Consider the following 25,443-nt stretch of genomic DNA (forward strand, 5'->3'; position numbering starts at 1 on the left):
ATAGTGGTACCGATCAGGGTGCCACGAGCACCTTCACAAGGTGCCCGCGATCCCTGGCAAGGTCAGGAAAGCGGTCCGGCAACTCGGCAAGGCTCAGTTTTTTCGAGGCAATTGCACCGGTCAGGATCTGACCTGAACGCATGGCTTCCATCACTCGGTAAAAATCCGCTTTCAGCGCATTGCGCGATCCGATGATCCGCGCCTCTCTCTTGTGAAACTCTGAATCGTTGAAGGTGATGTCATCCTTGACGACACTCACAAGAACGGCGCTGCCGCCATGAGCCAGATACGGAAAGCCGGCTTCGATTGCCTTTGCGTTTCCCGTCGCATCGAAAACCGCATCGAACCCTTCCCTCAGGTGGCCCTGAAGCAGATCCTCGCCCGGACGGTGCCCGAGGTCGAAGCCGAAAAGCTCTCGTGCCAGCTCGAGGCGGGACTGGCTGACATCCAGCAGATGCACCTCGGCGCCCGCCAGCCGGGCAAAAAGAGCCGTGCCGAGACCGATCGGCCCTGCGCCGGTGACAAGCACGAGGTCGTCCCTGCCCACGCCGGAGCGGGCAACGGCATGCGCGCCAATGGCCAGGAATTCGACCATGGCAGCCTGCTCCGCCGTCAGGCCGTCCGCGGGATAGAGGTTTTCGGCCGGGACAGCCAGACGTGAACACATGCCGCCGTCCCGATGAACGCCGAGCACCTGGATCCGGCTGCAGCAATTGGGTTTGCCGCGCCGGCAGGCCCTGCAGCTGCCACACGAGACATAGGGATTGATGACCACCAGTTTGCCGGCGTCCGGACCTTCCGCAATGTGGCCGGACAGCTCGTGACCAATCACGCGCGGATAGTCCAGAAAGGGATGTTTGCCCTCGAAAATGTGATAGTCCGTGCCACATAGTCCGATCGCCGCAATGTCGACCAGAACCCAGCCTTCCGGGGCTTGAACGGGCCGCGGGCGGAGTTCCAGGGCCATATTTCCGGGTTCGACACAGACCAGGCAATTCATGACATCCGTTCTTGCGTCCATCATGCCATGGCCTCCAGGTTCCTGGCGGACCAGTCGGCGGGCAGCTCTTCCTTGATGATGAGACTGAGCACGTCGTCTTTCGTGACCTCGTCAATGGCGTGCGCGCCGACGACACGGCCCTTGTTCATCACGACGACGCGGTCGCACAACTCAAAGACATCGTGCATGTCGTGGCTCACCAGGAGAATGCCAATTCCCTCCGCCCGCAGCTGCTGGATCAATTCGCCGACCAGGGCCGTTTCAGATGGCCCAAGCGCGGCGGTCGGTTCGTCCATGATCAGGATCTTCGCCTCGAAATAGATCGCGCGGGCAATGGCAATGACCTGGCGCTGACCGCCGGAGAGACTGCTGACCGGATCGGAAAAATTCTTGAAATTCGGGTTCAGCCGTCTCAGCACACGAGCGGCTTCCGACATCATGCGTGCATCGTCCAGATTGCCGAACCGGGTCTTGAGTTCCCGCCCGAGGAAGAGATTTGCCGGTGTATTGAGATGATCCGCCAGGGCCAGCGTCTGGTAAATGGTCTCGATGCCGAATTCTCTGGCAATCTGGGGAGACCGGATCTCCGCTGCCTGTCCGTTGACCTTGATGGTGCCCTGGTTAGGCGCCATCGCACCGGACAATATCCGCATCAGGCAGGACTTGCCCGCACCATTGTGACCAAGCACGCCGACGACTTCGCCTGGAAACAGGTCCAGTGAGACATTGTTGACGGCGCGGATGCCACCAAAGTGTTTTTCGATACCTGTCATCTGCACAAGGGGAAAGAGAGCAGACTGCGTATGCGGTGTCATGAAACGGTCCTGATCGAAATCTGAAAGGGAGCCGGAAACCCGAGGTTGGAAGGTTTCCGGCCTTGTTGGCTCAGTAGAGAACGTTTTGAACGGCCGGATCGTCGATATTGTCCTTGGTGGCCAGGACGACACCCGTGTCGATGAAGCTCGGAACTTCCTCGCCGTTCAAGAGCTGCAGGATTGCCTGGACCCCAAGTTCGCCCATCTGGAACGAGCCTTGAACGGCAGTCCCGGCAAGCGTTCCGTCGCTGACGAAATCCTGAAGATCCTTGTTGCCGTCAAAGCCGAGCGCCGTAACGCTGCCGGCCTTGCCCGCCTGCACGATGGCGCGCGCCATGCCGATGGCTGTGGGCTCATTTGCACCGAAAATGCCGACAAGATCATCATTTGCAGCAAGGACGTCGGTCGTCTGGTTCAGGGCCGTCGCCATCTGAGACTGGGAGTAGTAGGGGCCAACGATCTCGATGCTGGACTTGTCGTTGATGCGCTTGACGAAACAGCCGACGCGACCGATTTCCGAACCGACCCCGGCGACATAGGACATGACGGCGACTTTGCCTTTGGTGCCGACTTCCGAAATCATCTTGTCGGCGACCAGTTCGCCGGCGGCACAATTGTCGGTCGAGAGGAAGGCCTGGAAGTAGTCCTTGCCGTTTTCAGCCAGACCGCTGTCGATGATGACGACGGGGATCTGGGCCTCATAGGCCTTCTTGACGGCTGGAACCAGGGCTTCCGGGTCGGATGGGGCAAGCACGATTCCCTTGACGCCGCGGTTGACCGCGTTTTCAACGAGACTGACCTGATCGGCGACGGCGGATTCAGAAGCCGGGCCGTTAAAGGTCATGGTATGGCCGTCAGCGCCCTCGATTGCAGCTGACGCGCCCTTGTTGACGTTCTGCCAGAAGTTCGAGTTGGTCGTCTTCACGATGACGGCAATTTCACCTGCCTGAGCCGCCACACCGGACAGCGCAAGCGCGCTTACCATAATTGCGGTCGTAATCAGCTTCTTCATGTTTTCTCCTCCGTTTGAAGATGCGCTGGTGGATGACAAGGCGCGTCAGCGCCGGTTTCGGATCTGATCGACGAAGACCGCGAGAATGACGATGAAGCCGATCACGATTTGCTGGATGAAGGCGGAAACACCGGCCATGTTCAGGCCATTGCGCAGAACACCGATAATGAACGCGCCGATCATGGTGCCGGAGATGTTGCCGACACCGCCCATCAGGGACGCGCCGCCGATCACGGCCGCGGCGATCGCGTCGAGTTCGTACATGACGCCTTCGTTCGGCTGTACGGTGACAAGGCGCGACATCAGCACATTGCCTGCCAGACCGGCCAGGGCGCCGGAGAGCGTGTAGGCGAAGATCTTGGTACGGTCGACCAGGACACCTGACAGCCTGGCGGCCTCTTCGTTGGAGCCGGTGGCGTAGATGTGGCGGCCTGTCTGCCGCCGATTGAGAAGATAGGCGGCCGCCAGTGCGACAAGCGCCAGCAGGATCACCGGGTAGGGAATGCCGGGAAAGACCACCTTGGGAAAGATGCCGCCGGTGTCTTCGACAATGCGAAACAGAGAACCGTTGCCAAGGGCGCCAAAGGCCTCGCCGAGCCGGGAGATCGGTGCGGCTCCGGTCAGCTGCAAGGCAAGGCCACGCGCGATCAGCATCATGCCGAGCGTTGCCACGAAGGGGGTGATCCGCATCTTCGTGATGACAAAGCCGTTGAAGGCTCCACAGGCAGCGCCTGCGCAAACACCAAGGGCCATCGCAGGTCCGACAGGAACGCCCGCCTTGATCGACAGACCCGTGACGACACCCGACAGGGCCAGGACGGATCCGACACTCAGGTCGATGCCGCCGGTTATGATGACCAGGGTCATGCCGATGCCCAGAAGGCCGATGACGGATGTCTGAAGCAGGACGGTCAGGCCATTGTTGACGGTCAGGAAAGCGTCATTGCCAAAGGAGAAGGCGAAAACAAGCGCGGTCAGCGTCAGAACAGCCGACAGTTTGTGAAACGAAACAGGCGAGATTTTCAGGGCTCCGTGAGCCGGCACACCGCTCCGGTCAAGATCTGTCATGTCACCTCCCGTGACAGAATTTTGAATTAAATTATTAAAAACAATCATGATTACGAAGGCTGTTGACGTCAATTGTTTTTTATTAAATTATACAAAATACAGAAATTGCTCTTTGATTCTGACGGGTTAAACTGCATTCATGGCAAGAACCGACGACCGATTCAGAAGCGCGTATAACAAGTTGCTGGACCTTTGCAGCGCCATGCAGCCCGGCGACCAGCTGCCGCCTGAGACGGCTCTGGCCGATCGAATGGAGGTCAGCCGGACGATTGTCAGAAATGCGTTGCAACGGTTGGACGACGAGAAAATCGTCCGCTGGGAAGGGCGCAGCAAAACGCTCATTCAGATCCCGGAAGACAGTCACCGGCTGGAGTCAGCCGACACATATGTGTCGACCGAGGAACTTGAACAGAGGTTTCTGGAATGGATCCTGAGATTTGACGTGCCTGCGGGCACCACGCTCAATGTGGCCCAGCTGTCGCGGCAATTCGGGGTGCCGGCACACAGCCTTCAGGAGTTCCTGTCCGGGCTGAGCCGGTTTGGCCTGGTTGAGCGCCGGCAGAAGGGAGGCTGGACGCTCCTTGGCTTCACCCAGGACTTTGCCGTTGAGCTGTCCGATTTCAGAATGCTGCTTGAGCTCAATGCGGTTCGCCAGTTGCTGAAATTGCCGGACGATCATGACATCTGGCAGACGCTGAAAGACCTGCGGCAGGAGCATGTCGCCTTGCGGGATGACATCGATAGCCGTTTCCACGATTTTTCCATGCTGGACGAGCGGTTCCACACTACCATCAACAGTGTGGTCAAAAACCGGTTTGTCCTGGAAGCGCAGAAGGTCATCACGCTGATTTTTCACTACCACTACATGTGGGACAAGCGGGACGAGCAGGAACGCAACACCGCGGCGATCAGCGAACACCTGGAGTGGATCGACGCGATGCTGGCCCGGGATCCGGAACGCTCGATTGCCGCGGCACAGCGGCATCTGCGTCGTTCAAAGGAAACCCTTCAATCCTCGCTCAAGGTTCACCGGCACGTCTGAGAGTGGCCTGGCTGGCTTGAACCAGCGTCTGGCATTCGGGCGGCAGCGGTGTTGCCAGCGCCTCCAGATTTCGTTGAAGGGACGACCGGCGGGCGGTTCCAAGAAGGATGGAAGCAGCTGCAGGGTGGCTGCGTGCAAAATGAAGCGCGGCCGACGCCAGCGGAACACCGGCGGCGTCTGTCTGCGCCTTGAGAGCGCGCACCTTTTGCAGGATGTCGCTGGAGGCAGGTGCATAGTCGAACCAGGCACCGTCAACGGGACCTGTTGCCAGGATGCCGGAATTGAAGATCCCGCCAAGGATCAGGCTCACGGACCGCTCCCGGCATTCGCTAACAAGCTGGTCCTCCGCACTCCGATCAAGCAGTGTCAGCCGCCCGGCCAGGAGAATGACATCCATCTCCGTTTCCCTCAGGAGGTCCAGGCAGATCCCGGTTTCGTTGACGCCCAGCCCATAGGCACGGATCGTGCCCTTGTCCTTGAGCTTCTGCAGCCTGTCCAATCCCGAATCGAGCAGGGCCGTCCGGTGCCCCTCGTTGTCGCCGTCATGGGTGTAGCAGCCGATGTCGTGCACAAAGACGATGTCGATGTGCCGGGTCTGCAGCCGCTCCAGACTGCCTTCCAGCGCAGCCTCGATACCATCGCCGGAATAGTCGTAATGCACGGCGTTCGGCAGCGGGTGGACGAAACCATCGGCCTCGACGAGGTCCTTTCCCGGTGTGAGCACACGTCCGACCTTGGTGGAAACGACGAACTGTTCGCGGGCGAGGGGCTTCAGAAATGTTCCGAGCCGCTGTTCGGCAAGGCCCCGGCCATAGTGCGGCGCGCTGTCGAAGTATCGAATGCCGCCTTGCCAGGCATGGTGGAGAACTTCCATTGCCTCCGCATCGGTGACCTCCCGGCCGAGATTGCCGATGCCGGAGGTGCCGAAGGAAATGTCTGTGACCTCGACATCGGTCCGGCCGATCCTGTTACGCTTCACACCGTTCTCCTGTTGCGTGTGCCTCTGCCAAGGCGTCCAGGCGCGGCATGACCAGCGCAGCGTCAGCTTTCCGGGCCCAGCTCAGGAAGGCTGAAATGCGCCTGCGGACCTTTTCAGCGTGGTTTTGGGCGATATCGGCCAGCCTGTGATCCAGGAACGGATTTTTGAACCGGTCCAGCGTTGTCGACACATAGGTTTCCGCCTCCGACCGGCGTCCATGTGCGGCAAACCCGGGCACGACTTCGCGCTGGTAAAGATCCTTCAGGTCGGCAAGATCCTCGGGATCCGCCATGACGTCGCGCACGAATTGTTTGCGGTCGCGCATGGTCTTTAGCTTCGTCAGCCAGCGCGCCACGAGATAGGTGTGCCCGAGATTGAGGATGAACAGCTTGAGCGTTTCAACCGCTTCCAGGTCCTCAACGACCTGAATGGCGGGATGGCTGCAGGGAAGCCTGAGGCCGGGCTGGTTCTCGATCGCCCAGAGGGCGTAGGGTTCGGCGACGGCGCCGGCGGGTTCCAGCGGTTCCGACACGATGCGGTCGACCAGGGAATTCACCCACAGGACCTGCGCGCCCAGCCAGTCACGAAACGGGGCCGGGTAGCGATCCGCGAGCGTTAGCACCAGATCGCGAAGGACCTCTCCATTCTTTGGAATGAGCTCACACGGCATGATCTGGATTGGCGCGCCGCCCGCTTCGAAGCGCTTGTGGAGATACCAGGTCAGCTTCGCCGGGTAGGACATGGCGACAGAAAACTCTGTCGTGCTGTCCGCCTCCCGGGGGGCATAGCCGGCATCCGCGGTGTTGGAGACAATGATTTCTGCGTCTTGCTCGATCAACCGCCGTACCGCGTCATGATCGCCCGGCAGAGAAAAACCGCTGGCAATACTGCGAACGTTTCGGGTCGTGTCGACAAGGCTGCCATCCTTGATACCTCTGAGCCGGACCGGAAAACCGTTTGGATCAGCGAGGGCCTGCAGCCGATGCGCGCGGGCCGAATGTCCGCTGCTTTGAACCACGGCAATCGGCCCGGCCGCTTGTCCGCGTTCCAGCGCGTCGGAGACAAAAAGGTCCGCATGGGCCTGAAGAAAACGGCTGGTTCCAAACTGAACGATCGGTGTTGTTGACATGGTGCCTCCCACTCAATAATTTGTTTTTTATAATTACAAACATTTTTACGTCAACCGGTTTGTGCCGGTGCGGGGAGGAAAGACCGGAATGATTGTCGATGCGCATCAGCATTTCTGGAAAATCGACCGGGGGGACTATGGCTGGATGGATGACAGCGTTGCCGCGATCCGCCACGACATTCTGCCTTCGGATCTTGTCCCGCTGGCCAGGGCCTGTGACGTTCGCGCAACCATTGCGGTGCAGGCGGCCCCGACGGTCGCCGAGACGGAGTTCCTGCTGCAGCTGGCCAGTGGCAATCCCCTGATCGCCGGTGTTGTTGGCTGGGTGGATCTGGAAGCGGAAAAGGCTGTTGACGATCTGCGCAGGCTTTCAGCCGATCCGCATTTCAAGGGCGTCCGGCCTATGCTTCAGGACATCGCGAACACCGACTGGATCCTGAAACCTGCCGTTCTGTCCAACCTGGCAATCGCCGCCGAGATGGGCCTGACCCTCGACGCCTTGATCACACCGCGGCATTTTCCTGCAATTGCCCGAGTTGCAGAAACCGCCCCCGGTCTCAGGATCGTTATCGATCACTGCGCCAAGCCGGTTTTCAACGGGGCGGACCCGGGAGACACCTGGCGCCGGGAAATGGCCCGGCTTGCGTCCTGTCCGCAGGTCTTCTGCAAACTGTCAGGCCTTGCCAACGAACACGGACCCGGCTGGTCGGCCGACCAGCTGCGTCCGGTCTTTGATCACGTTGTCTCGGTCTTCGGTGCCGAGCGGGTCATGTGGGGAAGCGACTGGCCTGTGCTGGATCTGGCAGGGGATTATGTCTCCTGGTTCAAGACAGCTCAAACGCTAGCAGCAGATCTCTCCGATAATGAGAAGCGGATGCTTTTCTCAGAGACGGCCCGTCAGTTCTACAAACTGAAGATATGAAGCCTGAAGCCGGATATTCTGTGCCGAGCCCAAACCCATGCATCAAATGGAAGCCAAGACATTCCGTTTGAAAACACGGGGTCCAGTGAGCGGCGACTTATCCGCGCCGCTTCTCCATCATCGTGCGCAGGTAATCGATGTTGGCCTTGGCCTGCTGCGGATCGATTTCAGCCTGGGCGACCTGGATCGCTTCGTCATATTTTCCCTGGATGCCGAGCACCAGGGCAAGGTTCTGGCGGACGCGGCTGTCGGCACCCGGCAGGCCTGCGGCCCTGCGCAGGGTATATTCGGCATCTGGCAGATCGTTGGAGAGCAGATAGGACAGGCCCAGATTGTTCAACAGGCTCGGATCGTCAGGCGCGATTTTCAGAGCCTGCTTGTAAAGGCTTCGCGCCTTGGCGTGATTGCCGGTCTGGTCATAGATGGCAGCCTCCGCGGACATCAGCCGCCAGTCCGGCGTGTCAGGCCGCTGCACGCGCTGAAGCACGTTGAGCGCTTCTTCAAAACGGCCATTCATGGCCAGCACCTTGCCATAGGCGGAAGAGATGTCCCGGTCTTTCGGATGGGTGATCACGCCGGCGCGCAACACGGCCATCGCCTGCGGCATCTGGCCGTTCAGGGTCAGGGCCTCGGAATAGGACAGGATCGCGGTCTTGTCCTTGCGATCCCGTTCATAGGCCTTGGACCATCTGGACACCTGGGCGAGCGCCTGCGACGATCCCGGCGTGGTGTAGCCGCTCGCCGGCGAATGGGTGCCGGTATTCGATTTGTTCGAGGCGCAGCCTGCAACAAGGGCCATCGCCGTCATGGCCATCACAGTCGAGACGAATCTGGCGCGACGGGAAACGGTTCGGTCTCTGGGCGCTTGCATTTTCAACATCCTTGTTGTCCGCAGCCGGTCAGGGCGAGGGCGTTCTGCCTGCAGGACTCGCTCTGCTTTCTCCCAATAGAAATAGATAATTAACCCTAATGGATGGTTAAGCCGGCTTGCGATTTGCGAATGCGTGTTCGCCCGCAAGGCATATTGCGCTGCCGGGCGTGGCAGCATAGGTCTAGGGCTCCAGTTTCCTCTTCCAACGGAGTTGCCCCGTGCGCGAATGTCTTGTCCGCAAAAGCGATGTTTCCTCTTCGACACCCATCATCGCCGTGACCGAAGCGACGCTGCCAGATGTTCTGGCAGGACTGGGAAGTGCCGCACAGGCGTGGAGCGCGCGCAACGATTTCACGGGCAAGGCGGCAACCGTTCAGGTCGTGCCAGGCGCGGACGGCACCGAAGCTGCCGTGTTGTTTGGCGTGGAAGTCGGTGGTCTGTCACATCCGCTGGCACTTGGCGGGATCGTCAACCAGCTGCCGGCCGGCGACTATCATCTGGCCGAAGGGTTTCCGGACAGGGAACAGGCGGCGCTCGGTTTTGCGCTCTCCGCCTATGTGTTTGACCGCTATCGGAAAAACACTGGCAAGACGCGGCGTCTGGCTCTGACCGACGATGTCGATCTGAACCGGCTCGCCATCATTCTCGACGGCGTCGGGCTGGCGCGTGATCTCATCAACACGCCGGCAAACGACATGGGGCCGGAAGAGCTCTCGCAGGCGGTGGCAAATCTTTTCAAGACCCATGGTGGCACGGGCCGGATCGTGATCGGCGAGGATCTGCTGGAAGAGAACTTTCCGATGGTCCATGCCGTCGGCCGGGCCAGTTCGCGGGCACCACGGCTGGCCGATTTCAACTGGGGCGCGGACGACGCGCCGAAGGTCACCCTGGTCGGCAAGGGCGTCATCTTCGACACAGGCGGCCTGAACCTGAAGCCGGGTTCCTCCATGGCCCTGATGAAAAAGGACATGGGCGGGGCAGCCAACGTCCTGGGGCTGGCCTCCATGATCATGGCGGCAAAGCTGCCGGTGCGGCTGCGTGTGCTGATCCCCTGTGTTGAAAACGCGGTCGCCGGCAATGCCTTCCGTCCCGGCGACATCCTGCCGAGCCGCAAGGGCCTGACGGTCGAAATCGGCAACACCGACGCCGAGGGCCGGCTGGTGCTGGCCGACGCGCTCGCCCTGGCGGACGAGGAAAGCCCGGCGCTGGTGATCGACATGGCAACGCTCACCGGTGCCGCGCGGGTCGCGCTCGGCCCGGACCTGCCGCCCTTCTTCACCGATGACGAAGCCCTGGCCGAGGACATTGAGGTCATGGCGGAAGCCGCCGCTGACCCGCTCTGGCGCCTGCCGCTCTGGCAGCCCTACATGAAATATCTCGACAGCAAGATCGCCGACATCAACCACATCAACACGGTTGGCGGTGGTTTTGCCGGATCTGTCACGGCCGCCCTGTTCCTGTCCCGCTTTGTCGAAAACGCCGAGAGCTGGGTTCATTTCGACATTTTCGGCTGGACGCCGATGGAAAAGCCCGGGAAACCGGTCGGCGGTGAGGCCCAGGGCATTCGCTGCCTGTTCGACCTGATCTCGGAGCGTTTCGTGGGCACACAATAACGGCTCCGAAACGTTTTTGTGGTTCGATGGCCATCGATGAGGATGGGAACCCGATCATAAATGGCCGTCGAACTGCGCGCCTCCCAGGCGCTGAAACTGATGCATGAAGTCAACCTGGCGCTGGTTCGCGACAGCGAACAGGACCTGTCCGCGCGTCAGTTGACCATCCTGCTCACCGTTTATCTGGAGCCGCCCCCCCATACGGTGCGGGGGCTTGCGGCCAAGCTCAACGTCACCAAACCGGCGATCACAAGGGCGCTCGACACGCTCGGTGGCATGCGGCTCCTGTCGCGCAAACGCGACGAAGCCGACAAGCGCAACGTGATCATCACGCGCACGGTGGACGGCGCGCTCTATTTGGAGCAGCTTGGAGACCTCGTGGTCGAAAAGGCCAGGGAACTGCCGCGCTGATTTCACTCACTTCCGGAATGCTTCTTTGATGTCCCAGTCCTTTGACCGCCGCCGCCATCCTGTTCGTCACGACCTGGCTGCACTCGAATATGAAGGACGCGCTGAAGCGGACCGCTTCGTCGAAGGCGAGGTGTTGCAGGTGATCGCCGACCGTCTGGCGCTGCGCCCCGAGCCGCGGCCGGACCGCTCGATCGACACGGAAGTGCTGCGCGGTGAGTGGTTCACGGTCTACGAGCAGACGCCCGAAGGCTGGGCATGGGGCCAGCTGGATACGGACGGGTATGTCGGCTGGTTGTCTTCCGATGGCCTGGGCCCCGTGACGCCGGCCACGCATCGTGTCCGTGCCCTGCGCACCTACCGCTATCCCGGCGCGGACCTCAAGTTTCCGCCACTCGGCATGCTGACCATGGGCGCGCAGGTCACGGTCACCGGAGAGACGGAAACGCGTGGGCTGACATATGCGCTTCTGAGCGATGGCTCGGCCGTTGTCGCCAAACACCTGGTGCCGCTCGAGGATCGCGTAGGTGACTGGGTGGCAGTCGCCGAAGAGTTCCTCGGCACACCTTATCTCTGGGGCGGTCGCTCCAGCCTCGGGCTCGACTGTTCGGCCCTGATCCAGCTGGCGGCGCAGGCGGGGGGCATTGATGTGCCGCGCGACAGCGACATGCAGGAAGCCGAAGCCGGCGATGAGATCCCGCATGACGATCCGTCAGCCTGGGAGCGCGGCGATCTCGTCTTCTGGAAAGGGCATGTCGGCGTCATTACCGGCCCGAACACGCTCCTGCACGCAAATGGCTTTACCATGACGGTTGCCTATGAACCGCTCGACCAGGCGCTTGAGCGCATCGCGGCGACGGAATGGGGCGCGGTCACCAGGGCAAGACGATTGACATGAAGCGTGTCGATTTCATCAGCTTGCCAAGCAGTATTGAATAGCCAAGGCGGCTGATTGAGCGCGAAAACGCCTCACCCCTTCGGCGTCAGCGCCAGTTGCGGCTCGCGGCTGCCGTCTTCGACCGAACCCTGAACTTCACCGAGTTCCAGGTCCTCGATCTTGCGGCTGCGCTTGGTGATCTTGTCGGTGGAAATCAGGATCTGGTCGATATCCTTGTTGGCCTGGGCAAAATGCGATTGCAGCTTGCCGACCCGGTCGTTCAGGCGGCCGACATCGGTGATCAGATGGCCGACCTCGGCCTGGATCAGGTGCGCCTGTTCGCGCATCTTCGCATCACGCAGCACGGACTGGATCACCTGGATCGACAGCATCAAGAGCGACGGAGACACGATCACGACCCGGGCCCGGTGCGCCTTCTGCACCAGATCTTCGAAGTTTTCGTTGAGTTCGGCAAAGATGCTTTCCGACGGCACGAACAGGAAGGCGGTGTCCTGCGTCTCTCCGGGCAGCAGGTATTTCTCACCGATATCCTGGATGTGTTTGGTGAAGTCCCGGCGGAACTGCGCCTGGGCATATTTCAGCTGCTCGTCGCTCTCCGCATTGCGCAACAGGTTGTAGGCCTCGAGCGGAAACTTGGCATCAATGGCCAGCGACGGGGCGCCGTTCGGCATGTGGATCAGACAGTCCGGGCGGCTGTTGTTGGAAAGGGTCGCCTGGAAGGAATAGGTGCTCGGCGCCATCTGGTCCTGAATGATCGCCTCCATCCGGCCCTGGCCGAAGGCACCGCGGGTCTGCTTGTTGGAAAGGATCTCCTGCAATTGGCCGACCTGTCCGGACAGATCCGTGATGGTGCGCTGCGCCCGGTCGATCACCGCCAGCCGTTCATGCAGATGACGCAAGCCGTCCTGGGTGCGTTTGCTGGTATCGGCCATGGAAAGGTTGAGCTTGTGGCCCATGCCGTCGAGGCGCTCGTTGACAGCGCGCATCATGTCCGACTGACGCGAGCCGAACACTTCAGCCATGGTCTGCATGCGGCCGGTCATCTCGCCCTGGCTTTTGAGGAGCTGCGACAGGTGGCTTTCCAGTTCGTGAATGCGTTCTGCCGACGCCGTGTCGGCTTCCGCCCGCAGGCGGATCTCGCGCATGGTCTTCAGCACAAGCCAGACAATCAGCGCCAGCAGCAACAGACCGCCGGCGATCGCGGTCTCCAGAACCGTGACGGGGCGGCCGCCAAACTCAAACAGGATCTCGTTCATGAAACAAACATAGAACGATTCGGGGCGGGCGCCCATCCGCGCGCAAGTGACAGCCGGTTGAAAACGCCTGCCGGGCAGCCGATTTCCGCGTTGACCGGCGCCGCGTGATTATCTATGTCAGGCCCATGACAAAACGCTCGATCATCACCATTCCCGATCCCGTGCTGCGCGAGACCTGCGCGCCGATCGAAACCGTCAATGACGACATCCGCGCCCTGGCCGACGACATGCTGGAAACCATGTATGACGCACCGGGCATCGGTCTGGCCGCCAGCCAGATCGGCATCCTGAAACGTATCTTCGTGCTGGATGTCGCCAAGGAAGACGCGCCCAAGGAACCGATGGTGTTCATCAACCCCGAGATCGTCTGGTCGAGCGAGGATCTGTCCGTCTACCAGGAAGGCTGCCTGTCGATCCCGGACTATTTCGAGGATGTCGAGCGTCCGGCGGAAGTCGCCGTCAAGTTTCTCAACCGGGACGGCGCGGAACAGGAAATCAAGGCCGACGGCCTGCTGGCAACCTGTGTGCAGCATGAACTTGACCATCTGAACGGTACGCTGTTCATTGACTACCTGTCGAAACTGAAACGCGACCGGGTGGTCAAGAAATTCACCAAACAGGCAAAGCTCGCCGGCAAACTCTGACCCGGCGACAACAAAAGGGCGGACGACATGGATCAGGCCTTGTTCCTGAAGATCTTCGCCGCGCTTTTTGCCATCATGAGCCCGATTGCCAACCTGCCGGTGTTCCTGTCACTGACGGCCGACCGGGGCCCTGCCTTTGAGCGCAAGGTGGCGTTCACGCTGATGATCAGTCTCAGTGTGGGCGCGGTGATCGTCGGCCTGTCCGGAAACATCATCCTGAAAGTGTTCGGCATCTCGCTGGATGCCTTTCGACTGGCCGGCGGCTTCCTGATCCTTCTGATCGCGCTGGACCTGATCCGGGGCCAGAAAGCCCAGGCCCATCATGGCTCGTCAAAGGAAAAGGAAAACATGAAATCGCAGGATAATCCTGCGATCTATCCCCTGACGGTGCCGATCCTGCTGGGGCCGGGGTCGATCTCGACCATGATCATTTTCCGCGGGCAGGTCAGCAACGTTGAGCAGGAAGTCGCCTACGTTGCCGGTGTCTCCGCCTCGATCGCGCTTCTTGTCGGGACTTTCTTTGCGGCACCGTTCCTGTCGCGCTTCATCGGCGAGACCGCCAACAGCGTGATGAGCCGCCTGATGGGCATGATCCTGGCCGCCATCGCGATGGAAATGATGACCAGCAGTCTCAAGGTCCTGCTGCCCGGTCTGGCCTGATCTGATCAGCGCCGTTTACACGCCACTCCGTCATCCTGAAAAAGCGCGCGAGCGCTGTCTTCAAGGATGGGCCACGTGTTCTGAAATCTGAAACCCATCCGTAGAAACGGACCTGGAGGTCCTCCTCGGAGTCTGGCCCGAAAGTGATGGCCAGGGCGAATGCTTCAGTCACATTTGTCATTCCCGCGAAAGCGGGAAACCAGGATCCCGTGAGGTCAGATCTAATTTGTAGCGCGGATTCATAAGGTGACTTGGTCCCCGCTTTCGCGGGGATGACAACCGAGAGGGGGCGAGTTCGTGCCAGGAACGATCTATGCTGCGCCCTGGATCACCTTCGGGCCAGACACTCAGGATGACATTTGTGTTTGTTGAGCCGTCTTCGTTAATCAACCGCATCATTCTCTTGCAAGCGGCGGCCCGAGACGCAATAAGGAGTCAAATCTCCAGAACCCTTCAGGAACCACATGTCTCTACGCGTTATCTTCATGGGCACCCCGGATTTCTCGGTGCCGACCCTGATGGAAATCGTTGGCCAGGGCCATGACGTGGTGGCCTGTTATTCGCAGCCGCCACGACCGGCGGGCCGCGGCATGGACCTGAAGAAGTCGCCTGTCCATGAAGCCGCTGAATCCTTCGGCATTCCGGTCTTCACGCCCAAGAGCCTGAAGGGTGAAGAGGAACAGGCTGCCTTCGCCGCCCTGGAGGCGGATGTCGCCGTGGTGGTCGCCTATGGGCTGTTGTTGCCGAAGCCGGTTCTGGACGCCCCCGCATTTGGCTGTCTCAACCTGCATGCCTCCATGCTGCCGCGCTGGCGCGGAGCAGCCCCGATCAACCGGGCGATCATGGCCGGTGACACGGAGACGGCGGTCCAGGTGATGCGCATGGAAGAGGGGCTCGACACCGGTCCTGTCTGCATGTCCGAAACGCTCGCCATCAGCGAGAACATGACCGCCGGTGAGCTGCATGACCGCCTGGCGCCTCTGGGTGGAGACCTGATGGTGCGCGCGCTGGCGGCCCTCTCGCGCGGCGCGCTCGGCGAGCAGCCCCAGGCCGAAGAGGGCGTGACCTATGCCGCGAAGCTCTCCAAGCAGGAAACCCGCATCGACTGGTCGAAACCGGCCGGAGAGGTTCACAATCACATTCGCGGTCTGTCGCCGTTTCCGGGCGCCTGGTGCGAGATGCCGCTTGGCGGCAAGGGGGAACGGGTGAAGATCCTGCGCAGCGCGTTGGCAGACGGCGAGGGCGCTCCCGGTACCGTGCTGGAGACCGGGGACGTGCCGGTGATCGCCTGTGGTGGCGGTGCCGTTCGTCTCGTTGAGGTGCAGCGGGCAGGCAAGAAACCGATGAGCGGCGCGGACTTCCTGCGCGGCGCGTCGCTTTCGGACGGCACGGTTCTCGACTAGTCTGGCTGCAGGAGACAACCAAGAATGACTGTGACCGCCGTTCCGAACCTGACCGTTCGCGATTTTGCACCTGCAGACGAAGATGCCGTCAGGCAGCTGATCACGGCAGCCTTTCCCTCTGACCGGGAAGCTCGCCTGGTGCACACGCTGCGCCATTGCGGCGCGCTGGTCTTGGAGCAGGTCGCGGTCGACGAGAGCGGGCGGATTGTCGGTCATGTGGCTTATAGCCGGGTGACCCCGGCCGCGATCGGCCGCGGGCAGGCCATGCAGATTGCCTGCCTGGCACCGGTGTCCGTCTGGCCGGAGTTGCAGCACAAGGGGGTCGGCACGACACTCACCCGCAACTCCCTGGAAAAGCTGAAGGAATGCGGCGAGGAGCTGGTTCTTGTACTGGGGCCACCTGCCTATTTCCCGCGGTTTGGCTTTGACGCCGAACTGGCGAAGAAGATCCAGGGCCCCTATGCCGGAGGAGCCTTCATGGCGCTGGCCCTTTCGGAGGATTGCCTGCGCGATCTGCCCATCGAAGTGGCCTTTGCCACCCCGTTTGAAGATTTCGAATAATGCCCCGCTACAAGCTGACGGTGGAATATGACGGCCGGCCATTCTGCGGCTGGCAGCGCCAGGCCAACGGCCCGTCTGTCCAGGCGGTGATCGAGCGCGCCATCAAGTCCTTCTCCGGCGAGGAAGTCACGATCGGTGGGGCCGGCCGTACGGATACGGGTGTGCACGCTACCGGTCAGGTCTGTCACATCGACCTGTCGAAACCCTGGCCGGCCAGAACTGTCATGGGGGCGATGAATTTTCATTGCCAGCCCGACCCGGTGGTGATCCTGGACGCAGAGGAAATGCATGAAGGCTTCGATGCTCGCTTTTCAGCCATTCGCCGATCCTACCGCTACCGCATTCACAACCGTCTGCCGCCGCTGACCCACCAGCTTGGCCTTGCCTGGCACGTGAAGACGGACCTTGACGCGGAGGCCATGCATGCGGCCGCGCAGGAATTTGTCGGCCATCACGACTTCACGACATTCCGCCATTCCCGCTGCCAGGCGAAAAGCCCGGAAAAGACGCTGGAAGACTTCCGGGTCTACCGCAACGGCGAGTTCGTCATTGCCGAATGTTCCTCCCGCTCCTTTCTGCACAACCAGGTTCGTTCCATGGTCGGCACGCTGCGCCTTGTGGGCGAGGGCAAGTGGGGCCCGGGCGACATCACGAAGGCACTGCAGGCACGTGACCGCAAGGCCTGCGGCCCGGTCGCCCCGGCCGACGGGCTTTATCTGACACGGGTGGATTACCGGCCTGCGGAATTGGACATAGAACTTCTGAAGGACTGGCAGACCCGCAAGGCGGCGATGCCGGCGGAAGAGGCCGGGGAAGCTTGAGCAAAGCCCGGCATCGCTGCCGAAATCAGACCGTGCCGGAACGCATAAAGTTGCCTACCTGAACCTTGTGTTTTCAAACAGGGCGATTAGCCGGCCCTTACGCACCTTGATCAGTTCGAAACCGTTTCCAATAAGCTGATTGCAGACCCTGGGCAGAGTGCTTTCCTTGTCGAAGCCCCGTTCGTAGCCGCAATCGACCGTCACGAAATGCGTCATTGAAAGACTGTTTGCAGCCCCTTCCAGCGCTTCCGGTTCCGCACCTTCTGCTTCTATTTTCAGGTATTTTATCCGCTCAATGCCCTTCTCCGCACAGTATTCGTCGACGGTGGTCGCCGGAACTTCGGTGACATTCTCGTGTCCTCCGAACTCAATGAGGGAGGAATCCGCGCTGTCGGATTTTTCGTAGAATTTCAGGACGGTCGTTTCGTTCCAGAGAGCGCGTTTTTCACAAGTTGCATCCGGATTGTTGAGCGAGCAGGCTGCGTGTTCTTCCGCACCGGGTTCAAAGGCATAATAGCGCACCGGCTTGCCGGCCAGACGCAGGCCGACCCCGATCTCGCCGATATTGGCGCCACAGTCCAGAACAACGTCGTTCGGTTGAAGCTCGTCGAGGTCGATCATGTAGTCGAGCAGCAGGCTCATGACCCTGGGCCTGACACCGGTCTTGTAAAGGGGGACCCGGTTCTTGTGTATGATCTCGATCTGGTTTCCCTGGTGATCCGAAATCCGGAAGAACCGTCCCCCCTCCGAAACAGCGATCTTCCAGCTTTTGTTCACTTTGGTGTAGAGCGTCAGCAGTTTTACAAAAAGCGCTCTGTTGTCGATTTTGAACAGGAGCTCCTGGGCCAGTCGCCTCCGCTTTTTGCCTTTGTTCTTTTTTCGCTTCGCTTGGGTCATGGCTTTCCTGCACTTGAACGGATCACTGTGGTGAGGATCCTCAGCCTCAGACCGCACTGTGGTGGCACGCCTGTCCGATACTGAACACGGAGACGTCTTTCATGCTCATTCGGGAAAATGTCAAGGTGCCAGCCCCAGGGGCCGCGGAATTGCTGTTGGCTGGGGAAGGGCGGATTTCCGGTCAGATGGTTCAAATTGACTTATAAGCGCAGCTGGTTGATCCGTGTCTTCCGCCGGATTTACCACGCACTTTTGCGAAAAAGCCAAGGCGCATTTTCGACCTCTGCAGACAGGAACCGGTCTGACCGTTTGCGTGCGTATTCCGCCAAACACAGGGTGTGGCGCGAAATTGAGGCCTGACCTGGCGCGCTGACCTGCGGGGACGATAACCGGTTCATCCCTTATAGCCTCATCTTCGCCTATGAGGCGTGTCCTGGACGTGATTTCAAATGAGGTGGTTCAGCCTGCCATGCCCGCTTAATCCGTGAGATGCACGTCGCCCCGTTTGTCAGTGTTCCAGTCCGCCAGGCCGTAACGGGTCATGACCTCTTTGACACCGCCCTCCGCCTTGAATTTCCTCATCTTTCTGTCGAAGTAGGTCACCATATCGTCGACGTCAGCGGACAGGCCGGGTGCAGGCGAAAACGCCATATAGACCTTGGCGTTCGAGACGCACCCGGCGGACCGGATGTCCTTTTCGGCGCCCATGGTCCGAAGGATGTGCAACGTGGTGTTGTAGGTGAACAGGAAACTGTTGACGCGCCCGGCGCGCAGCATGTTGACACTGTTTTGGATATACTCGTCGCTATAGGGCTGAACGAAGAAAAGGTCGGACCTGTCCTCGATCAGGCTGTTCAGCTCTTCGATAGACGTGTCGGAGGCCAGACCCGTCAAGTGCCCTTCCAGCGAGAGGTTACCTTCATACGTCCACGGGCTGTCTTTCAGAACGAAGAAACACATGCTCTGAATGCCGATTTCCTGTTCCGGATAGACAAGATCTGGCGCCTCGGCCTTGGCGGGCGACAACAGGGCATGCGCCCGTCCGTTCCGGACATACTGGATGGCGCGGGACCAGGGATAGATGCGGACCACCGGTTCGTAAGGGCTTGACCTGAAGACCTCTTCGACGATGTCTATGATATAGCCGGGATCCCTGGCCTGAGGGCAGATCTGTGGACACCAGTCGATGGCGGCGATGTTGATGGGGATCCGGTCCGCGGCAAGGCTCTTGGCAGCCCACATCGTGGCAATGCAGATTTGGGCCGTTATCAGCTAGACTAGTCTCATGAACTGCGCAACTCGTTTGATCGACAGAGATCAAAGTTTTGGCGGCGAATGTTGAGAAACTCAATACAAGCGCGGCGCGTCGCCGGGCGCGAAGACAAAGGTCACGCAGTTCAACAGCCCCTGGCACTCCAAGAACTGCCCGTGGAAGCCTGTCTGATCGTCCCGGGCAACGCCTGGATTCCGATGGGCAGCGCCGCTTGGCCGGAAGCTCCGGAAACAGGACGTCTGCTACTCACAGCTCTAGGGCAGGTTGCCTTAATTGGCCGTTTCTTCCTCCGGGATCACCACGCATTTTTTATAAAGATGCCAGGTCGTGTGGCCGAGGATCGGCAGGGTGACGATCAGGCCGAGAAAGGCCGGGGCCATGGACACGATCAGCAACGCGGTGACGACAATCGCCCAGCCGATCATCGGCACGGGCGAGGTGACGACCGCGCGCACGCTGGTGATCATGGCGGTGATGAAGTCCCGGTCCTCTTCCAGCAGCAGAGGGAAGGAGATCACGGTCAGCGAAAACAGGATCAGGGACAGGATGGCGCCGACCACGTGGCCGACGGCCAGGAACATCAGTCCCTCCGGGGTCGAGACGACCTCGGTCAGGAATTCGTCGAAGGAGGCGAAGGAGCGGAAGCCCAGAAACAGCGCCAGCAGCAGGCGCACCTGATACATCCACATGATCTGGATGAAGAGCACCACAAAGGCCATCCAGGAAAGCTCCCGGCCTTTCTGGGCCCACATGGTGCCAAGGATGGTCGACCAGTTAAGCTCTTCTCCGCTGGCAAGGCGCCGGCTGACCTCATAGAGGCCAACAGCTGCAAAGGGGCCGATCAGAACGAAACCTGCGGCTGCCGGATAGGACAGGTAGCTCATCTTCAGGGCGGCGGCGCTCAGGATCACGAACAGGCCGCCTGCGGCGAACAGCCCGCCGATGACGAGACCATAGACCGGTGCCCTGCGGAAATCGGCAAGGCCGGCCGCCAGCGCATCAATGACATCGTTGGCCGTGATCTTGTTGACCTTGGGCATGGGCTTCAGCCCGCCATTGGCCGGTGTTCCGGTGGTTTCCGGAGCGGACGTTTCGTCACTCATCAGGCAGCTTCCTCCCAAAAGCCAGATTGCCCGTCTGCCTCCCGCAGACAGACAATCTTAGGCATGGAAGGGGGGCGGACTCAATCGGGAGAAGGACTTACATGAAACGGAGCGGGCGTCCCATTCATGCCGTCATCCCACGGTGCGACCATGGGAGCCAACTCGTTGCGATTAAACGCAAAAGGACATGCGGCAGGTCGGGTCTCGGCGTGATTGCCGGGTGAAGCCCGGCAACCACGTGGTCGAGAGAAAAACCTTACGCTCCGGCCGGTTTGGGCTCCGACACGGCCGCGGCGGCGGCACCGGCGACCGCTTCCTTCTGCTTGTCGTCGAGAGTGACGTTGTCCGGAATGTTGACGCGCACCTCCTTGCGGGCAAACTGGATGCCGTTTTCCTCAAAGGCCTTCTGCACGCGCTTGTAGATCTCCTTGCGCACGCCGAACTGCTTGCCGGGCTTGGTGGTGAACTTGCCGCGCACCAGGATGCCGACATCGTCGACGCCCGTTACGCCCTGACCCTTGAACGGCGCAAGAATGTCGTCCTGGAACTCCTCCATCTCCATGATCTCCTGACCGATCTTCTTGAAGAGCTTGCGCACCTTCTCGACATCGGTGTCGAAGGGAACGGTGAACTGCAGCTTCATGATCACCCAGTCACGGGACAGGTTGGTGAGCTTGGGGATCTCGCCATAGGGCACGATATGCACCGCGCCCTTGGTGCCGCGCAGCTGCAGTGAACGGATCGAGATCTTTTCGATCGTGCCCTGTGTTCCGCCCGTGTCGATGAACTCGCCGAGCCGGAAGGCATCGTCCATCAGGAAGAAGACGCCGGAGACAACATCGCGCACCAGCGTCTGGGCGCCGAAGCCGACAGCAAGGCCGACAACGCCGGCACCGGCCAGAAGCGGCGTGATGTTGACGCCGAGCTGGCTGAGCGCCAGCAGTGCGGTCAGGACAAGAATGGTGATCTGCAGGACTACCCGGATCAGCGGCAGGATGGTGGCAAGGCGCGACTTGCCGGCGCCGCCCATTTCCGCATCATCATCCTGGGATTCCGTTGGCGGTGAATCCTTGGCAAGCTGGTGCGACACCCACAGGTTGGTGACTTCCCAGGCGAGGTAGCCAGCAGCCAGGATCAGCAGGAACACGACGGTGTTGCGGGCAACCGCCGAGCCGTCATCGCCGCCGATGGCCAGAAGGTTGAGGCCGTAGATGCGGCCGACCATCAACACCAGGAAAGCGAGCAGGGCAACGCGGGCGATACGGACATAGCTGTGCCGGGTCTGCATGTGAGCGGCTTCGGCAACGGGCCCTTCGCCCTGCATGGGCGGCACGATGTGGGAAACAATGCCGCGCACCATCGTGTCCAGAAACGGTGCGAACACCACCAGCGCAATGACACCCAGCGACCGTCCGGCCGTCAGGGCCTCGATGCCCATGCTGGCGGTCACCTGCACGAGCAGCCAGTTGAAGGCGATGAAGATCATCGAGAAATAGGGCCAGAACTGCGCCATGCGTTCAAGGCCTGAGGTCGGGTCTTCGTCATCACCCAGGATGATGTTGGTCAGGCCGTGACGGGCCTTCCAGATCACGGCGATGATCCAGGCATTGACGGCAAAGCCGATGAAGAAGCGGAACGTGCCGCCGGCATCCGTGCCGGCGCTTTGCATCACGTTGCGCAGGAAAAAGGCAACACCGACAACGGCAAAGAGCGTTGTGAAACTCCGGTAGAGGGATTTCGCCGTGGCATCGTCCGCGGTGACAAGCCGCAATTCACGCCGATGCGGAGCCAGGGCAAAGCGCAGCAGGGCAGCCACCAGCCGCGGCAGGAACACGATCCAGAAAACAGCCTGCAGCGCGAAGGACCTTGTCACCGGATCGAAGACGGCCAGACGGCCGACAATGACCGCCACAATGGCAAACACGACCAGGCCGCCGAGGTCCAGTCCGGCGCGTGTGGAGACCAGTTTGACGGTCTCAAACAGGCTTTCCGGCTGCCTGGACTGAATTCTGTCCCGCTTTGCCGCGAAGAACCGGTTGACGGCAAATTCGGCGGCAAAACCGGCGGCCAGGATCAGCGCGATGGACCCGATCAGGATATGGACGGGGCCGGCCACACTGCCGGAAAAAAGAGCGCCGATGCTGGCAAACAATCCGGTGAAGAGCGCAGGCAAATTGAGAAAATGGCCGCCGACCATGGCGCCAAATCTGCTGGCGGCCTCCTGTGCCTGTTCCAGAAATCCCGGTCCTTCGACAACGGCAATGCCGTTTTCACCCTTTGCCGCAGCCCCTTGTTGCAGCAGCGTCATCAGGTCCGTCAGGGCCTTGACCTGCTCCGGATCGAGATCGGAGACCAGCTGTTCCATAGCTTCCGGTTGCAATTCCGGCGGCAGCTGGGTGGTGGAGTCCTGAGCCAGAGCGGTCAGGGGGATAATCAGCAAGATGCTTAGAAAAAGAGTGTATGCACAGGGAATTAGTCTGGTCTTCCAGGCACCGGTCATCTGCGAGCCCCTCGATGGTGGTGAACTGTTGTGCGCAGGATAGACCTGCCTCTGATGCAAAATCCATAAAAATTACCCAGCGTTATGAAATCGCCGGGTTGCAATTGAACACCTTGTTTGTCCCGCAACAGGAGCCCGTCGTGATGACAAGTGCATGACAAAGCTTGATCCGGCCCGCTTATGCGTCTACCTCCATGACCGAACCACTATCAAGAGCGGGATGTATGAGTACCCCTCCAAGAGATGCGAATATTGCCCCGGGTCCGGTCTGGGCCCTGTTGAGCCCACTCGGCCGCATGGGCCGCGAACCCTATTGGCTGTGTTTCGCCTTCATCCTGGTGTTGACGGGCATTGTGATCAATTACTGGTTCTCGCCGATGCTGGATGCCTTCTCGGCTTCCCTGGGCTCCCAGGCGGTGGCGCCCGACACGCTTGACCCGGAAGCCCTGCGTCTGGAAATCGCGATGAATGCGGAACAGCTGCAGTCCAATCCGATGTTTGCCATTACGTTTTTTGTACTGGAACTGCTGCCGCTCGGAATGCTGATCAAGCGGTTGCACGACATCGGTCACAGCGGCTTTTTCGCGCTGCTGATTTTCGTGCCCGTCCTGGGCTTCATCATGCTGATATTCCTGGGGTTCGCTCCGAGCCAGGCCCAGCCGAACCGCCACGGTCCGTTGCCAAACAGCTTCTGGCGTTAACGCATTTCATCGGCTCCCGCCCAGGAACAAGACAAGAGATCCTCCATGACCGCTTCCGCCGTTTCGATTACCCAGGACCTGATCCGCTGCCCGTCGGTGACGCCGGCAGAAGGCGGCGCGCTTCAAACGCTTGAGACGCTGCTGGGCAAGGCAGGCTTTGACGTGTCGCGGGTGACCTTCCAGGACACCGATACGCCGGACGTTGAAAACCTGTTCGCCTCCATTGGTTCCGGAGCGCCGCATTTTGTCTTCGCCGGACACACCGATGTGGTTCCGGCCGGTGCCGAAGCCGACTGGCGACACGGACCGTTCCAGGCCGAAATCGAGGACGGCATGCTCTACGGCCGGGGCGCGGTCGACATGAAGGGCGGTGTTGCCGCCTTCGCCGCGGCGGCGCTTGACTTCGTCAGTGACAAGGGCACCGGCTTTGGCGGCACCATTTCCTTCCTGATCACCGGTGACGAGGAAGGCCCGGCCGTCAACGGCACGGTCAAGCTGCTGGACTGGGCCGAGAAGCAGGGTCACACCTTTGATGCCTGTATCGTCGGCGAACCGACCAACCCGGACGCACTGGGCGATGCGATCAAGGTCGGCCGCAGAGGCTCGCTTTCGGGAACGGTTACGGTCGAAGGCGTCCAGGGCCATGCGGCCTATCCGCATCTGGCCGACAATCCGATCCCGGGGCTGGTGCGCCTGCTGGCGGCGCTGGACGCGCTGAAGCTGGATGACGGCAACGAGCGGTTCCAGCCCTCCAACCTGGAAGTGGTTTCCGTTGATGTCGGCAATCCGGCCTTCAATGTCATTCCCGCGCGCTGCGAAGCCCGGTTCAACATCCGCTACAATGACGAGTGGACGCTGGACAGCCTGAAGAACAAGGTTACAGAGACGCTGAAGGCGGTTGATCTGGGCGCGCTCACGCTTGGTCTGGAGTTCAAGCGCGATGCCAGCGAATCCTTCCTTACCAAGGACGAGACGCTGATCAGGGCGCTGTCGGCCGCCGTTGCCGAGGAGACAGGCCGCGTGCCGGAACTCTCGACCGGTGGCGGTACCTCCGATGCGCGCTTCATCAAGAATTATTGCCCTGTCGTGGAGTTCGGCCTGGTCGGTCAGACCATGCACAAGGTAGACGAATGTGTCGCGGTTGCCGATCTGGACCGACTCAAGGCAATCTACAGACGGTTCCTGGACAGCTATTTTTCTGGAGCGAACGGCATTTGATCAGTTTGGGCGAAATCCGCGCAGCGCTTGACGGGTCCTGGCTGCTACTTCGCAACCGACCGGAGGGCATGGCCTTTTTCGATCAGTCGATCCAGGGCTTCTGGCGATCCTTTGCGGTGGTCTTCCTGCTGCTGCCGGTCTTTCTGGCCGGTGGCCAGGCCGAGAAAAAACTCTATTTCAGCGAGAATCTCTTTCATCCGGACGCCTTTCCGAATGACAGTTTCTGGTTTGCGCAAACGGTGGGTCTCGGGATCGACTGGCTGGCACTCCCGGTGCTTCTGGCCATCGTGGCGGTGCCGATCGGCGTGTCGAACCGGTACGTGCCCTTCATCGTTGCCCGCAACTGGACCAGCCTCCTGGCCTCCATACCCTATCTGATCACCTATCTTCTGTTCCTGCTTGGCGTGATCAGCCCGGGCATAACCATTCTGCTGTCGCTGACCTGCCTCGTCGTTGTGGTCTGGTACCGCTACCAGGTGGCACGCATCGCGCTGCAGTCCACCGTGAGTGTCACGGTCGGCGTCGTTGTGCTCGATGTGCTTCTGACCCTGGTGATCGCCCAGATCGTCGGTCAGATGTGGGGTACCTGATGGAAAACTGTCAACGCTGCAGTGTGAAACGCACGCCGCACCAGACAGCAAAAACCCCG

General features: G+C 60.5%; 25 protein-coding genes. 13 read left to right on the forward strand and 12 right to left on the reverse strand.

Annotated features, from left to right (window positions below; all coding sequences use genetic code 11):
* Positions 1 to 13 precede the first annotated feature (13 nt).
* From CHH27_RS24265 to CHH27_RS24280, 4 genes are all read right to left on the reverse strand, one after another.
* Positions 14 to 1,000, reverse strand: coding sequence for a zinc-binding alcohol dehydrogenase family protein (locus CHH27_RS24265; RefSeq protein ID WP_094074977.1), 987 nt, complete (start codon positions 998 to 1,000; stop codon positions 14 to 16).
* A 20-nt stretch (positions 1,001 to 1,020) separates the two neighbouring features.
* Positions 1,021 to 1,815 (reverse strand): ATP-binding cassette domain-containing protein, encoded by a 795-nt coding sequence (locus tag CHH27_RS24270; protein ID WP_094073888.1) that lies wholly within the window; start codon positions 1,813 to 1,815, stop codon positions 1,021 to 1,023.
* Positions 1,816 to 1,885: 70 nt separating this feature from the next.
* Positions 1,886 to 2,827, reverse strand: a complete 942-nt coding sequence (locus CHH27_RS24275; RefSeq protein ID WP_094073889.1) for an ABC transporter substrate-binding protein — start codon at positions 2,825 to 2,827, stop codon at positions 1,886 to 1,888.
* A 45-nt stretch (positions 2,828 to 2,872) separates the two neighbouring features.
* Complete coding sequence (locus CHH27_RS24280) at positions 2,873 to 3,895, reverse strand: ABC transporter permease (protein WP_094073890.1); 1,023 nt, start codon at positions 3,893 to 3,895, stop codon at positions 2,873 to 2,875.
* A gap of 139 nt (positions 3,896 to 4,034) precedes the next feature.
* On the opposite strand from CHH27_RS24280, the gene CHH27_RS24285 reads away from it, so the two are divergent.
* Positions 4,035 to 4,937 carry a GntR family transcriptional regulator gene (locus CHH27_RS24285; protein ID WP_208988358.1) on the forward strand — a complete coding sequence of 301 codons (903 nt, stop codon included), beginning with the start codon at positions 4,035 to 4,037 and terminating at the stop codon, positions 4,935 to 4,937.
* On the opposite strand, the gene CHH27_RS24290 is transcribed toward CHH27_RS24285, so the two are convergent.
* Positions 4,915 to 5,916, reverse strand: a complete 1,002-nt coding sequence (locus tag CHH27_RS24290; RefSeq protein WP_094073892.1) for an aldo/keto reductase — start codon at positions 5,914 to 5,916, stop codon at positions 4,915 to 4,917. The genes CHH27_RS24285 and CHH27_RS24290 overlap by 23 nt on opposite strands.
* Positions 5,906 to 7,045, reverse strand: coding sequence for a D-mannonate oxidoreductase (locus tag CHH27_RS24295; RefSeq protein ID WP_094073893.1), 1,140 nt, complete (start codon positions 7,043 to 7,045; stop codon positions 5,906 to 5,908). Before CHH27_RS24295 ends, CHH27_RS24290 begins: the two co-directional genes overlap by 11 nt.
* Before the next feature lie 88 nt (positions 7,046 to 7,133).
* Here CHH27_RS24295 and CHH27_RS24300 point away from each other — a divergent pair, with 88 nt between their 5' ends.
* Positions 7,134 to 7,967 (forward strand): amidohydrolase, encoded by an 834-nt coding sequence (locus CHH27_RS24300; RefSeq protein WP_094073894.1) that lies wholly within the window; start codon positions 7,134 to 7,136, stop codon positions 7,965 to 7,967.
* Positions 7,968 to 8,064: 97 nt separating this feature from the next.
* Here CHH27_RS24300 and CHH27_RS24305 read toward each other — a convergent pair whose 3' ends face one another.
* A complete protein-coding gene (locus CHH27_RS24305) occupies positions 8,065 to 8,838 on the reverse strand; it encodes a tetratricopeptide repeat protein (RefSeq protein WP_208988359.1) in 774 nt (257 codons plus the stop codon).
* Between the two features lie 218 nt (positions 8,839 to 9,056).
* Between CHH27_RS24305 and CHH27_RS24310 the strand changes: the two genes are divergently transcribed.
* Genes CHH27_RS24310 through CHH27_RS24320 form a run of 3 tightly spaced genes read left to right on the forward strand, consistent with a single transcriptional unit; the run spans position 9,057 to position 11,757 of the window.
* Entirely contained in the window at positions 9,057 to 10,451 is a 1,395-nt protein-coding gene (locus tag CHH27_RS24310; RefSeq protein WP_094073896.1) for a M17 family metallopeptidase, read from the forward strand.
* 60 nt (positions 10,452 to 10,511) lie between these two features.
* A complete protein-coding gene (locus CHH27_RS24315; RefSeq protein WP_094073897.1) occupies positions 10,512 to 10,862 on the forward strand; it encodes a MarR family transcriptional regulator in 351 nt (116 codons plus the stop codon).
* A gap of 28 nt (positions 10,863 to 10,890) precedes the next feature.
* Positions 10,891 to 11,757, forward strand: a complete 867-nt coding sequence (locus CHH27_RS24320; RefSeq protein WP_094073898.1) for an NlpC/P60 family protein — start codon at positions 10,891 to 10,893, stop codon at positions 11,755 to 11,757.
* Positions 11,758 to 11,828: 71 nt separating this feature from the next.
* Here the strand turns inward: CHH27_RS24320 and CHH27_RS24325 are convergent, their stop codons facing one another.
* On the reverse strand, positions 11,829 to 13,013 hold the full coding sequence (locus CHH27_RS24325; protein WP_094074978.1) for a DNA recombination protein RmuC: 1,185 nt from the start codon (positions 13,011 to 13,013) through the stop codon (positions 11,829 to 11,831).
* A 125-nt stretch (positions 13,014 to 13,138) separates the two neighbouring features.
* Between CHH27_RS24325 and def the strand changes: the two genes are divergently transcribed.
* From def to truA, 5 genes are all read left to right on the forward strand, one after another.
* Positions 13,139 to 13,657, forward strand: a complete 519-nt coding sequence (gene def, locus CHH27_RS24330; protein ID WP_094074979.1) for a peptide deformylase — start codon at positions 13,139 to 13,141, stop codon at positions 13,655 to 13,657.
* Between the two features lie 27 nt (positions 13,658 to 13,684).
* Positions 13,685 to 14,317, forward strand: coding sequence for a MarC family protein (locus tag CHH27_RS24335; protein ID WP_094073899.1), 633 nt, complete (start codon positions 13,685 to 13,687; stop codon positions 14,315 to 14,317).
* Between the two features lie 464 nt (positions 14,318 to 14,781).
* The gene (fmt, locus tag CHH27_RS24340) at positions 14,782 to 15,720 is read left to right on the forward strand and encodes a methionyl-tRNA formyltransferase (protein ID WP_094073900.1); all 939 of its coding nucleotides are present in this window, start codon (positions 14,782 to 14,784) and stop codon (positions 15,718 to 15,720) included.
* Positions 15,721 to 15,744: 24 nt separating this feature from the next.
* Complete coding sequence (locus CHH27_RS24345; RefSeq protein ID WP_094073901.1) at positions 15,745 to 16,281, forward strand: GNAT family N-acetyltransferase; 537 nt, start codon at positions 15,745 to 15,747, stop codon at positions 16,279 to 16,281.
* The gene (gene truA, locus CHH27_RS24350) at positions 16,281 to 17,102 is read left to right on the forward strand and encodes a tRNA pseudouridine(38-40) synthase TruA (protein WP_094073902.1); all 822 of its coding nucleotides are present in this window, start codon (positions 16,281 to 16,283) and stop codon (positions 17,100 to 17,102) included. Before CHH27_RS24345 ends, truA begins: the two co-directional genes overlap by 1 nt.
* 54 nt (positions 17,103 to 17,156) lie before the next feature.
* On the opposite strand, the gene CHH27_RS24355 is transcribed toward truA, so the two are convergent.
* From CHH27_RS24355 to CHH27_RS24370, 4 genes are all read right to left on the reverse strand, one after another.
* Positions 17,157 to 17,999 (reverse strand): FkbM family methyltransferase, encoded by an 843-nt coding sequence (locus CHH27_RS24355; protein WP_094073903.1) that lies wholly within the window; start codon positions 17,997 to 17,999, stop codon positions 17,157 to 17,159.
* Between the two features lie 477 nt (positions 18,000 to 18,476).
* The gene (locus CHH27_RS24360; protein ID WP_094073904.1) at positions 18,477 to 19,241 is read right to left on the reverse strand and encodes an ABC transporter substrate-binding protein; all 765 of its coding nucleotides are present in this window, start codon (positions 19,239 to 19,241) and stop codon (positions 18,477 to 18,479) included.
* Positions 19,242 to 19,541: 300 nt separating this feature from the next.
* Positions 19,542 to 20,375, reverse strand: a complete 834-nt coding sequence (locus tag CHH27_RS24365; RefSeq protein WP_094073905.1) for a DUF2189 domain-containing protein — start codon at positions 20,373 to 20,375, stop codon at positions 19,542 to 19,544.
* A 256-nt stretch (positions 20,376 to 20,631) separates the two neighbouring features.
* Entirely contained in the window at positions 20,632 to 22,815 is a 2,184-nt protein-coding gene (locus tag CHH27_RS24370) for a mechanosensitive ion channel family protein (RefSeq protein WP_208988361.1), read from the reverse strand.
* A gap of 284 nt (positions 22,816 to 23,099) precedes the next feature.
* On the opposite strand from CHH27_RS24370, the gene CHH27_RS24375 reads away from it, so the two are divergent.
* The 3 genes from CHH27_RS24375 to CHH27_RS24385 are packed head-to-tail and all read left to right on the forward strand — an operon-like array spanning position 23,100 to position 25,384.
* Positions 23,100 to 23,576: a DUF805 domain-containing protein gene (locus CHH27_RS24375; RefSeq protein WP_157739088.1), complete on the forward strand. Its 477-nt coding sequence runs from the start codon at positions 23,100 to 23,102 to the stop codon at positions 23,574 to 23,576.
* A 45-nt stretch (positions 23,577 to 23,621) separates the two neighbouring features.
* Complete coding sequence (dapE, locus tag CHH27_RS24380; RefSeq protein ID WP_094073908.1) at positions 23,622 to 24,794, forward strand: succinyl-diaminopimelate desuccinylase; 1,173 nt, start codon at positions 23,622 to 23,624, stop codon at positions 24,792 to 24,794.
* Positions 24,791 to 25,384 (forward strand): hypothetical protein, encoded by a 594-nt coding sequence (locus CHH27_RS24385; protein ID WP_094073909.1) that lies wholly within the window; start codon positions 24,791 to 24,793, stop codon positions 25,382 to 25,384. The genes dapE and CHH27_RS24385 overlap by 4 nt, the downstream gene beginning before the upstream one ends.
* Positions 25,385 to 25,443 lie beyond the last annotated feature (59 nt).

It is taken from the genome of Labrenzia sp. VG12 (assembly GCF_002237595.1).
Taxonomy (GTDB): Bacteria; Pseudomonadota; Alphaproteobacteria; order Rhizobiales; family Stappiaceae; genus Roseibium.

What these genes read in the sequence shown, in the direction of transcription:
- CHH27_RS24265 (WP_094074977.1), bottom strand. Translation starts at nt 1,000, where the DNA reads ATGAATTGCCTGGTCTGTGTCGAACCCGGAAATATGGCCCTGGAACTC.
- CHH27_RS24270 (WP_094073888.1), bottom strand. Translation starts at nt 1,815, where the DNA reads ATGACACCGCATACGCAGTCTGCTCTCTTTCCCCTTGTGCAGATGACA.
- CHH27_RS24275 (WP_094073889.1), bottom strand. Translation starts at nt 2,827, where the DNA reads ATGAAGAAGCTGATTACGACCGCAATTATGGTAAGCGCGCTTGCGCTG.
- CHH27_RS24280 (WP_094073890.1), bottom strand. Translation starts at nt 3,895, where the DNA reads ATGACAGATCTTGACCGGAGCGGTGTGCCGGCTCACGGAGCCCTGAAA.
- CHH27_RS24285 (WP_208988358.1), top strand. Translation starts at nt 4,035, where the DNA reads ATGGCAAGAACCGACGACCGATTCAGAAGCGCGTATAACAAGTTGCTG.
- CHH27_RS24295 (WP_094073893.1), bottom strand. Translation starts at nt 7,045, where the DNA reads ATGTCAACAACACCGATCGTTCAGTTTGGAACCAGCCGTTTTCTTCAG.
- CHH27_RS24300 (WP_094073894.1), top strand. Translation starts at nt 7,134, where the DNA reads ATGATTGTCGATGCGCATCAGCATTTCTGGAAAATCGACCGGGGGGAC.
- CHH27_RS24305 (WP_208988359.1), bottom strand. Translation starts at nt 8,838, where the DNA reads ATGCAAGCGCCCAGAGACCGAACCGTTTCCCGTCGCGCCAGATTCGTC.
- CHH27_RS24315 (WP_094073897.1), top strand. Translation starts at nt 10,512, where the DNA reads ATGGCCGTCGAACTGCGCGCCTCCCAGGCGCTGAAACTGATGCATGAA.
- CHH27_RS24320 (WP_094073898.1), top strand. Translation starts at nt 10,891, where the DNA reads ATGTCCCAGTCCTTTGACCGCCGCCGCCATCCTGTTCGTCACGACCTG.
- CHH27_RS24325 (WP_094074978.1), bottom strand. Translation starts at nt 13,013, where the DNA reads ATGAACGAGATCCTGTTTGAGTTTGGCGGCCGCCCCGTCACGGTTCTG.
- def (WP_094074979.1), top strand. Translation starts at nt 13,139, where the DNA reads ATGACAAAACGCTCGATCATCACCATTCCCGATCCCGTGCTGCGCGAG.
- CHH27_RS24335 (WP_094073899.1), top strand. Translation starts at nt 13,685, where the DNA reads ATGGATCAGGCCTTGTTCCTGAAGATCTTCGCCGCGCTTTTTGCCATC.
- fmt (WP_094073900.1), top strand. Translation starts at nt 14,782, where the DNA reads ATGTCTCTACGCGTTATCTTCATGGGCACCCCGGATTTCTCGGTGCCG.
- CHH27_RS24345 (WP_094073901.1), top strand. Translation starts at nt 15,745, where the DNA reads ATGACTGTGACCGCCGTTCCGAACCTGACCGTTCGCGATTTTGCACCT.
- truA (WP_094073902.1), top strand. Translation starts at nt 16,281, where the DNA reads ATGCCCCGCTACAAGCTGACGGTGGAATATGACGGCCGGCCATTCTGC.
- CHH27_RS24355 (WP_094073903.1), bottom strand. Translation starts at nt 17,999, where the DNA reads ATGACCCAAGCGAAGCGAAAAAAGAACAAAGGCAAAAAGCGGAGGCGA.
- CHH27_RS24360 (WP_094073904.1), bottom strand. Translation starts at nt 19,241, where the DNA reads ATGTGGGCTGCCAAGAGCCTTGCCGCGGACCGGATCCCCATCAACATC.
- CHH27_RS24365 (WP_094073905.1), bottom strand. Translation starts at nt 20,375, where the DNA reads ATGAGTGACGAAACGTCCGCTCCGGAAACCACCGGAACACCGGCCAAT.
- CHH27_RS24375 (WP_157739088.1), top strand. Translation starts at nt 23,100, where the DNA reads ATGAGTACCCCTCCAAGAGATGCGAATATTGCCCCGGGTCCGGTCTGG.
- dapE (WP_094073908.1), top strand. Translation starts at nt 23,622, where the DNA reads ATGACCGCTTCCGCCGTTTCGATTACCCAGGACCTGATCCGCTGCCCG.